This window comes from Leclercia sp. UBA5076 (assembly GCF_002416465.1).
In the GTDB taxonomy this organism is placed as follows: domain Bacteria; phylum Pseudomonadota; class Gammaproteobacteria; order Enterobacterales; family Enterobacteriaceae; genus Enterobacter.
In genome coordinates, this window is record NZ_DIAO01000006.1 from 1 (window position 1) to 8,668 (window position 8,668).

Annotated in this window: 7 protein-coding genes, 4 tRNA genes and 1 other RNA gene; 11 read left to right on the top strand and 1 reads right to left on the bottom strand. The window is 54.4% G+C overall.

Features of this window, described 5'->3' with window-relative positions; genetic code table 11:
* Nucleotides 1–51 precede the first annotated feature (51 nt).
* The 6 genes from B3X29_RS06880 to dppF all read left to right on the top strand — a co-directional run bounded on the left by B3X29_RS06880 (nucleotide 52) and on the right by dppF (nucleotide 6,524).
* Nucleotides 52–183: non-coding RNA, RtT sRNA (locus tag B3X29_RS06880), on the top strand.
* A gap of 642 nt (nucleotides 184–825) precedes the next feature.
* Nucleotides 826–2,433, top strand: a complete 1,608-nt coding sequence (gene dppA, locus B3X29_RS06885; protein WP_103177792.1) for a dipeptide ABC transporter periplasmic-binding protein DppA — start codon at nucleotides 826–828, stop codon at nucleotides 2,431–2,433.
* A 162-nt stretch (nucleotides 2,434–2,595) separates the two neighbouring features.
* Entirely contained in the window at nucleotides 2,596–3,615 is a 1,020-nt protein-coding gene (gene dppB, locus B3X29_RS06890) for a dipeptide ABC transporter permease DppB (RefSeq protein ID WP_103177793.1), read from the top strand.
* A gap of 9 nt (nucleotides 3,616–3,624) precedes the next feature.
* On the top strand, nucleotides 3,625–4,521 hold the full coding sequence (gene dppC / locus B3X29_RS06895) for a dipeptide ABC transporter permease DppC (protein ID WP_103177794.1): 897 nt from the start codon (nucleotides 3,625–3,627) through the stop codon (nucleotides 4,519–4,521).
* Nucleotides 4,522–4,531: 10 nt separating this feature from the next.
* Nucleotides 4,532–5,524: a dipeptide ABC transporter ATP-binding protein gene (gene dppD / locus B3X29_RS06900; protein WP_103824372.1), complete on the top strand. Its 993-nt coding sequence runs from the start codon at nucleotides 4,532–4,534 to the stop codon at nucleotides 5,522–5,524.
* Entirely contained in the window at nucleotides 5,511–6,524 is a 1,014-nt protein-coding gene (dppF, locus tag B3X29_RS06905; RefSeq protein ID WP_290513116.1) for a dipeptide ABC transporter ATP-binding subunit DppF, read from the top strand. Before dppD ends, dppF begins: the two co-directional genes overlap by 14 nt.
* Nucleotides 6,525–6,574: 50 nt before the next feature.
* Here the strand turns inward: dppF and coaA are convergent, their stop codons facing one another.
* Nucleotides 6,575–7,525 carry a type I pantothenate kinase gene (gene coaA, locus B3X29_RS06910; RefSeq protein ID WP_103177797.1) on the bottom strand — a complete coding sequence of 317 codons (951 nt, stop codon included), beginning with the start codon at nucleotides 7,523–7,525 and terminating at the stop codon, nucleotides 6,575–6,577.
* A gap of 336 nt (nucleotides 7,526–7,861) precedes the next feature.
* Between coaA and B3X29_RS06915 the strand changes: the two genes are divergently transcribed.
* The 5 genes from B3X29_RS06915 to B3X29_RS06935 all read left to right on the top strand — a co-directional run.
* A tRNA-Thr gene (locus B3X29_RS06915) sits at nucleotides 7,862–7,937 on the top strand.
* An 8-nt stretch (nucleotides 7,938–7,945) separates the two neighbouring features.
* A tRNA-Tyr gene (locus B3X29_RS06920) sits at nucleotides 7,946–8,030 on the top strand.
* 117 nt (nucleotides 8,031–8,147) lie between these two features.
* Nucleotides 8,148–8,222, top strand: a tRNA-Gly gene (locus B3X29_RS06925).
* Between the two features lie 6 nt (nucleotides 8,223–8,228).
* Nucleotides 8,229–8,304, top strand: a tRNA-Thr gene (locus tag B3X29_RS06930).
* 118 nt (nucleotides 8,305–8,422) lie between these two features.
* On the top strand, nucleotides 8,423–8,668 hold a 246-nt coding region (locus B3X29_RS06935; protein WP_227543195.1), incomplete at its 3' end, for a GTP-binding protein.

Sequence of the window (8,668 nt, forward strand, 5' to 3'; positions counted from 1 at the left end):
ATCCTCTCTCGCCGACCACATTCGAAACCCCGCTCTTTGAGCGGGGTTTTTTGCATCTGAAGGTTATGAGGATGAGAACCTCCGGGGCAGGAGGTTCGACTCGAGCGAAGCGAGAGAACGTTGCTTCAGCAACGGCCCGCAGGGCGAGTCACGGAGTGACGAGTTATCCTCTCTCGCCGACCACATTCGAAACCCCGCTCTTTGAGCGGGGTTTTTTGCTTTTATGGGTTACAGTAATACACCCCATCAGAACGTTATTATTCAAAAGTAATTAAAATAGCGGTTACCGCGCTTTCCCCCTGCCTGTTAACGATTATGTGACATATTCCATTGTATTTTTTTATATATGGAATGATCTTTTTTCGCGTTGCTTATACATAACCTCAGCATTTTCCCCTGTGCGTTTTAACGTTCACGGCATTTAGTGCGCAGATAATCGCCATTCTGTAAGAAAATTTACCTCGGTTGAATAAATGTTAATCACTGGTTGTAGCAGAATGCATAGAGAGTTGTGCTGCATCATGGCGGGTAGCATAAATTTCCCTGCTGAAAATAGGCCCCGGTGGTTTTTTTAATCTTTGTTTGCCAATTCTCACACTTAGCGTAAATCCCCGTCACCTGTATTGACGTTTTCACATTCTGTTGACAGATTGTAGGGCACGAGGGGCATTTCAGGGAGGATCTGCGCTGCAACTCAGTCGCTCTTCTGAAAGGAATCTCCATCCCTTATCACGCCTTAGGGCAACACCGACCAGACCGGGTAAAAAAAAATTAAAGGTCAGGCGGAGTAACACAACAAAAACATCACATTGGAGCAGAATAACAATGAGTATTTCCTTGAAGAAGTCAGGGATGCTGAAGCTTGGTCTGAGCCTGGTAGCCATGACTGTCGCAGCAAGCGTACAGGCAAAAACCCTGGTCTACTGTTCTGAAGGCTCGCCGGAAGGCTTTAACCCACAGCTCTTTACCTCTGGTACAACGTACGACGCAAGCTCTGTACCTATCTATAACCGTCTGGTTGAATTCAAAACCGGTACTACGGAAGTTATTCCGGGTCTGGCAGAGAAGTGGGACATCAGCGAAGACGGCAAGACCTACACCTTCCACCTGCGCCCGGGCGTGAAGTGGCAGGACAGCAAAGAATTTAAACCTACGCGCGACTTTAACGCCGACGACGTGGTGTTCTCCTTTGACCGTCAGAAAAATGCCCAGAACCCGTACCACAAAGTATCCGGCGGCAGCTATGAATACTTTGAAGGGATGGGTCTGCCGGATCTGATCAGCGAAATCAAAAAAGTGGACGACAACACCGTTCAGTTCGTGCTGACCCGTCCGGAAGCGCCATTCCTGGCTGACCTGGCTATGGACTTCGCCTCTATTCTCTCTAAAGAGTATGCGGACAACATGCTGAAAGCTGGCACCCCGGAGAAAGTTGACCTGAACCCAATCGGTACCGGTCCGTTCCAGCTGCTGCAGTATCAGAAAGACTCCCGCATTCTTTACAAAGCGTTTGAAGGTTACTGGGGCACCAAGCCGCAGATCGACCGTCTGGTCTTCTCCATCACGCCTGACGCCTCCGTGCGTTACGCCAAGCTGCAGAAGAACGAGTGCCAGGTTATGCCGTACCCGAACCCGGCTGACATCGCGCGCATGAAGCAGGATAAAAACATCAACCTGATGGAGCAGGCGGGTCTGAACGTCGGCTATCTCTCCTTCAACACCGAGAAGAAACCGTTTGATGACGTGAAAGTGCGTCAGGCGCTGACCTACGCGGTGAACAAAGAAGCGATCATCAAGGCCGTTTATCAGGGCGCTGGCGTTGCCGCGAAGAACCTGATCCCACCAACCATGTGGGGCTACAACGACGACGTTAAGGATTACACCTATGACGTTGAGAAAGCGAAAGCGCTGCTGAAAGAAGCGGGCCAGGATAAAGGCTTTACCGTTGAGCTGTGGGCGATGCCAGTACAGCGTCCTTACAACCCGAACGCGCGCCGTATGGCAGAAATGGTTCAGGCTGACTGGGCGAAAATCGGCGTTCAGGCCAAGATCGTGACCTACGAGTGGGGCGAGTACCTCAAGCGTGCTAAAGCGGGTGAGCACCAGGCTGTGATGATGGGCTGGACCGGTGACAACGGGGATCCGGATAACTTCTTCGCGACCCTGTTCAGCTGCGCCGCGGCGAAAGATGGTTCTAACTACTCTCGCTGGTGCTACAAGCCGTTTGAAGATCTGATTCAGCCGGCGCGTGCCGCAGAAGATCACAACAAGCGTATCGAACTGTACAAACAGGCTCAGGTTGTCATGCATGAGCAGGCGCCAGCGCTGATCGTGGCTCACTCAACCGTGTACGAACCAGTGCGTAAAGAAGTTAAAGGTTATGTGGTTGATCCACTGGGCAAACACCACTTCGAAAACGTCTCTGTTGAATAATTAAAAGCGTAAGGGGTGCGACAGCACCCCATGCCCGGCGGCGCTGCGCTTGCGCGGGCCTACAAATGTAGGCCGGGTAAGCGCAGCGCCACCCGGCAGTAGTTTTGTGAGCAATACAGACGTCGCGCCTCCAGGCGTACGTCATTAGAGAGAATCCGGGTTATGTTGCAGTTCATCCTCCGACGTCTGGGACTTGTTATCCCTACGTTTATCGGTATCACCCTTCTCACCTTCGCTTTCGTCCATATGATCCCCGGTGACCCGGTAATGATTATGGCGGGCGAGCGTGGCATTTCTCCTGAACGTCATGCACAGCTGTTGGCCGAACTGGGGCTGGATAAGCCGATGTGGCAGCAGTACCTCCACTATATCTGGGGTGTGATGCATGGTGATTTGGGCATTTCGCTGAAAAGCCGTCTTCCGGTGTGGGAAGAGTTCGTACCACGTTTTAAAGCGACGCTGGAGCTCGGTGTCTGCGCCATGATTTTTGCCGTCGCCGTTGGTATTCCGGTGGGCGTGCTGGCTGCGGTAAAACGTGGCTCCATCTTTGATCATACTGCCGTTGGCCTGGCGCTGACCGGCTACTCCATGCCTATCTTCTGGTGGGGCATGATGCTGATTATGCTGGTTTCGGTGCAGCTGAACCTGACGCCTGTCTCAGGACGCGTCAGCGATATGGTCTTCCTCGATGACACCAATCCGCTGACCGGCTTTATGCTGATCGACACGGCTATCTGGGGTGAAGAGGGCAACTTTATTGATGCGCTGGCACACATGATCCTGCCTGCGATGGTGCTCGGGACAATCCCGCTGGCGGTCATCGTGCGTATGACCCGTTCGTCGATGCTGGAAGTGCTGGGCGAGGACTACATCCGTACTGCCCGCGCCAAAGGGCTGACCCGTATGCGGGTGATCATCATTCATGCACTGCGCAACGCCATGCTGCCGGTGGTCACGGTTATCGGTCTGCAGGTGGGGACGCTGCTGGCAGGGGCGATTCTGACCGAAACCATCTTCTCCTGGCCGGGCCTGGGCCGCTGGTTGATTGACGCGCTGCAGCGCCGTGACTATCCGGTGGTTCAGGGCGGTGTGTTGCTGGTGGCGACGATGATTATCCTCGTCAACCTGCTGGTCGATTTGCTGTACGGCGTGGTGAACCCGCGTATTCGTCATAAGAAGTAAGGGGCCATCATGTCACAAGTTACTGTAAATAAAGCTGCACCGGTGCCAATGACGCCGATGCAGGAGTTCTGGCACTACTTCAAACGCAACAAAGGCGCGGTGGTAGGGCTGGTATACGTTTCCATCATGATCCTGATCGCCGTGTTTGCGAACGTGCTCGCGCCGCATAACCCGGCGGAGCAGTTCCGTGATGCGCTGCTTGCACCCCCGGTATGGCAGGACGGCGGCACCCTGACGCATCTGCTGGGTACCGATGACGTAGGCCGTGATGTGCTTTCCCGTCTGATGTACGGCGCACGTCTGTCGCTGCTGGTTGGCTGTCTGGTGGTGGTGCTGTCGCTGATCCTCGGCGTGGTGCTGGGCCTGATCGCCGGTTACTTTGGCGGCCTGATTGATAACACCATCATGCGTATCGTCGACATCATGCTGGCTCTGCCAAGCCTGCTGCTGGCGCTGGTGCTGGTGGCGATCTTCGGCCCGTCAATCGGCAACGCCGCGCTGGCCCTGACCTTTGTTGCCCTTCCTCACTACGTGCGATTAACCCGCGCGGCGGTGTTGGTGGAAGTGAACCGTGACTACGTTACCGCCTCTCGCGTGGCGGGCGCTGGCGCGATGCGTCAGATGTTCATCAACATTCTTCCAAACTGCCTTGCGCCGCTGATTGTTCAGGCGTCGCTCGGTTTCTCTAACGCCATTCTCGATATGGCCGCCCTTGGCTTCCTTGGCATGGGTGCGCAGCCGCCAACACCGGAGTGGGGCACCATGCTCTCCGACGTGTTGCAGTTCGCGCAAAGCGCCTGGTGGGTCGTGACCTTCCCGGGTCTGGCGATCCTGCTGACGGTGCTGGCATTTAACCTGATGGGTGATGGTCTGCGTGATGCACTTGATCCCAAACTGAAGCAGTAAGAGGCACGAGATGGCGTTATTAAATGTAGATAAATTATCGGTGCACTTCGGTGACGTAGGCTCCGAGTTTCGCGCCGTAGATCGGGTCAGCTACAGCGTAAATCAGGGTGAAGTGGTCGGCATTGTGGGCGAGTCCGGTTCCGGTAAATCGGTAAGCTCCCTGGCAATCATGGGACTGATTGATTTTCCAGGCCGCGTGATGGCGGAAAACCTGGAATTTAACGGGCAGGATCTGAAGCGCATTTCCGAAAAAGAGCGCCGCAACCTGGTAGGTGCCGAAGTGGCGATGATCTTCCAGGATCCGATGACCAGCCTTAACCCGTGCTACACCGTGGGCTTCCAGATTATGGAAGCCATTAAGGTGCACCAGGGCGGAAACAAGAAAACCCGCCGCCAGCGGGCAATCGATCTGTTGACCCAGGTGGGTATTCCGGACCCGGCCTCGCGTCTGGATGTCTATCCGCACCAGCTCTCCGGCGGGATGAGCCAGCGCGTGATGATCGCCATGGCGATCGCCTGTCGGCCAAAACTGCTGATTGCCGATGAACCGACAACCGCCCTGGACGTGACCATTCAGGCACAGATCATCGAGCTGCTGCTGGAGTTACAGCAGAAAGAGAACATGGCGCTGATCCTGATCACCCATGACCTGGCGTTAGTGGCCGAAGCGGCGCATAAAATCATCGTGATGTATGCCGGGCAGGTTGTGGAAACCGGCAGCTCGCACGATATCTTCCGCGCGCCGCGTCACCCCTATACCCAGGCGCTGCTGCGCGCACTGCCGGAGTTTGCCCAGGATAAGGCGCGCCTGGCGTCACTGCCGGGCGTGGTACCGGGTAAATATGACCGCCCGACCGGCTGTCTGCTGAACCCGCGCTGCCCGTATGCTACGGACAAATGTCGCGTTGACGAGCCGGCGCTTAACACCGTGGACGGCGGCCGCCAGTCTAAATGTCACTACCCACTTGATGACGCCGGGAGGCCGAACTATGAGTACGCATGAGGCCACCATGCAACAGCCCCTGTTGCAGGCTATCGATCTGAAAAAACACTACCCGGTGAAGAAGGGGCTGTTTGCCCCTGAGCGCATGGTGAAAGCGCTGGACGGCGTCTCCTTTACCCTCGAGCGCGGCAAAACGCTGGCGGTAGTAGGCGAGTCTGGCTGCGGGAAATCCACACTGGGTCGCCTGCTGACCATGATTGAAACCCCGACCGGGGGCGAGCTGTACTATCAAGGGCAGGATCTGCTGAAGCACGATCCCGACGCGCAGAAGCTGCGTCGCCAGAAAATCCAGATTGTCTTCCAGAACCCCTATGGTTCGCTGAACCCGCGTAAAAAAGTGGGGCAGATTCTGGAGGAGCCGCTGCAGATCAACTCCACGCTGAGTAAAGAGCAGCGTCGCGAAAAGGCGCTGGCGATGATGGCGAAAGTGGGGCTTAAGACCGAGCACTACGATCGCTATCCACATATGTTCTCTGGCGGTCAGCGTCAGCGTATCGCTATTGCCCGTGGTCTGATGCTCGATCCGGATGTGGTGATCGCCGATGAACCGGTCTCCGCGCTGGACGTTTCCGTCCGTGCGCAGGTGCTGAACCTGATGATGGATTTGCAGCAGGATTTAGGCCTGTCGTATGTCTTCATCTCGCACGACCTCTCAGTGGTAGAGCATATCGCGGATGAAGTGATGGTGATGTATCTGGGCCGTTGCGTCGAGAAGGGAACCAAGGATCAGATCTTTAATAACCCGCGCCATCCATATACCCAGGCGTTGCTCTCTGCGACCCCGCGTCTGAACCCGGATGACCGCCGGGAGCGTATTAAGCTGACCGGTGAGCTGCCAAGCCCACTCAATCCGCCGCCGGGGTGTGCATTCAACGCCCGCTGCCGCCGTCGCTTTGGGCCATGTACCCAACTGCAACCGCAGTTGAAAGACTACGGCGGACAACTGGTGGCCTGCTTTGCGGTGGACCAGGACGAAAATGGCGAGAAGCCCCACGTATAAGTGAAAAAAAACCGGCGAATTCGCCGGTTTTTTTATTGGTTTGCGGGACGCTATTTCCGTAAACGGATTTGATCGACAGCGTGTTTTTCGCTCTTGGTGAGGATCAGGCTGGCCCGCTCGCGCGTTGGCAGAATGTTCTCTTTCAGGTTCACATAGTTGATCTCATTCCACAGTGCGGTCGCCACATTCACCGCCTCCTCTTTCGAGAGCTGGGCGTAGTTGTGGAAGTAGGAGTCAGGATCGGTGAATGCCCCTTCGCGGAACTTCAGGAAGCGGTTGATGTACCAGCTTTGCAGTAAATCTTCCGGGGCATCGACATAAATAGAGAAGTCGACAAAGTCGGAGACAAAGACATGATGCGGGTCATGAGGATAGTCCATCCCGCTTTGCAAAACGTTTAACCCTTCCAGAATCAGAATGTCCGGCTGGACCACGGTTTTGTCCCCGTCAGGGATACGGTCATAAATCAGGTGCGAATAGACCGGGGCCGTAACGTTCGGCACGCCGGATTTCAGATCCGACACGAATTTCACCAGACGGTGCATATCATAAGAGAGCGGGAAGCCTTTCTTCTTCATCAGACCGCGCTCCTTTAACACCTCGTTAGGGTGCAGGAAGCCGTCGGTGGTGATCAGCTCAACGCTGCGATGCTCTGGCCAGCGGCTCAGCAGCGCCTGCAGTACGCGCGCAGTGGTACTTTTACCCACGGCCACGCTGCCGGCAATACTGATGATATAAGGGATGCGCTGTCCGTTAGTCCCGAGGAACTGTTCCAGCACGGCCTGTCGACGAAGGTTGGAACTGATATAGAAATTCAGCAAACGTGACAGAGGCAAATAAATTTCAGCCACTTCTTCAAGCGACAGGTCTTCGTTTATCCCTTTTAACCGTGCGATTTCGCCTTCCGTTAAGGTCATCGGGACGGAGTCACGCAGAGCAGCCCACTGGCTGCGGCTAAACTGGAGATAAGGCGTCATTAACGTTTGCTCTTTTTTGCTCATAAGCATGCTTGAATGAGCCATCGCATCCCACAACAGAGGCTGGGTAGGGGGGAGTGGCACATCATTGATTAGTTAATTTTGGACAATGGGCAGGAGGTTAACACCAGATGAGCCGAATAATAAGAAAAAAAGTGGCCCCGTGTTGCGTTAAGCGGGAATCGTCACAGACCGGGTTTGAGCCTATTACGGGACAGCATATGGTGAATATTTGCGCGCGTCTGCCTGAAAATACAGCGTTATTCACTCTTCCAGCACAAAATGTGAGCGAAAGAACAATTTATGCAAATTTTTAGTTGCATGACTGCCCATGTCTCCATAGAATGCGCGCTACTTGATGCCGACTTAGCTCAGTAGGTAGAGCAACTGACTTGTAATCAGTAGGTCACCAGTTCGATTCCGGTAGTCGGCACCATCAAGTCCGGTGGGGTTCCCGAGCGGCCAAAGGGAGCAGACTGTAAATCTGCCGTCACAGACTTCGAAGGTTCGAATCCTTCCCCCACCACCACTTTCTGGCAGCGTTAACGCCGCCGGAGTTGGTTGAAAAAATTAACCAGCTCGAACTTAAAAAGAGAGAAATCTCTTTTTTTGTTACAGAAAGAACTGGGTAGCCGAGTTTCAGGATGCGGGCATCGTATAATGGCTATTACCTCAGCCTTCCAAGCTGATGATGCGGGTTCGATTCCCGCTGCCCGCTCCAATACGTGCTGATATGGCTCAGTTGGTAGAGCGCACCCTTGGTAAGGGTGAGGTCCCCAGTTCGACTCTGGGTATCAGCACCACTTCACTTCTCCCTCCCATTTCTCTCTGTTTCAATTTAAATGTATTCAACAGTTCAGGCATTTCGCCTGGTTGATGTGGTGATATCACCGATTTATCCGTGTCTTAGAGGGACAATCGATGTCTAAAGAAAAGTTTGAACGTACAAAACCGCACGTTAACGTCGGTACTATCGGCCACGTTGACCATGGTAAAACAACGCTGACCGCTGCAATCACTACCGTTCTGGCAAAAACCTACGGTGGTTCTGCTCGTGCATTCGACCAGATCGATAACGCACCAGAAGAAAAAGCTCGTGGTATCACCATCAACACTTCCCACGTTGAATACGACACCCCGACTCGTCACTACGCACACGTAGACTGC

Bases quoted from the DNA above. Each gene is read 5' to 3' on its own strand.
- dppA (WP_103177792.1), top strand. From the start codon at position 826: ATGAGTATTTCCTTGAAGAAGTCAGGGATGCTGAAGCTTGGTCTGAGC.
- dppB (WP_103177793.1), top strand. From the start codon at position 2,596: ATGTTGCAGTTCATCCTCCGACGTCTGGGACTTGTTATCCCTACGTTT.
- dppC (WP_103177794.1), top strand. From the start codon at position 3,625: ATGTCACAAGTTACTGTAAATAAAGCTGCACCGGTGCCAATGACGCCG.
- dppD (WP_103824372.1), top strand. From the start codon at position 4,532: ATGGCGTTATTAAATGTAGATAAATTATCGGTGCACTTCGGTGACGTA.
- dppF (WP_290513116.1), top strand. From the start codon at position 5,511: ATGAGTACGCATGAGGCCACCATGCAACAGCCCCTGTTGCAGGCTATC.
- coaA (WP_103177797.1), bottom strand. From the start codon at position 7,525: ATGAGCAAAAAAGAGCAAACGTTAATGACGCCTTATCTCCAGTTTAGC.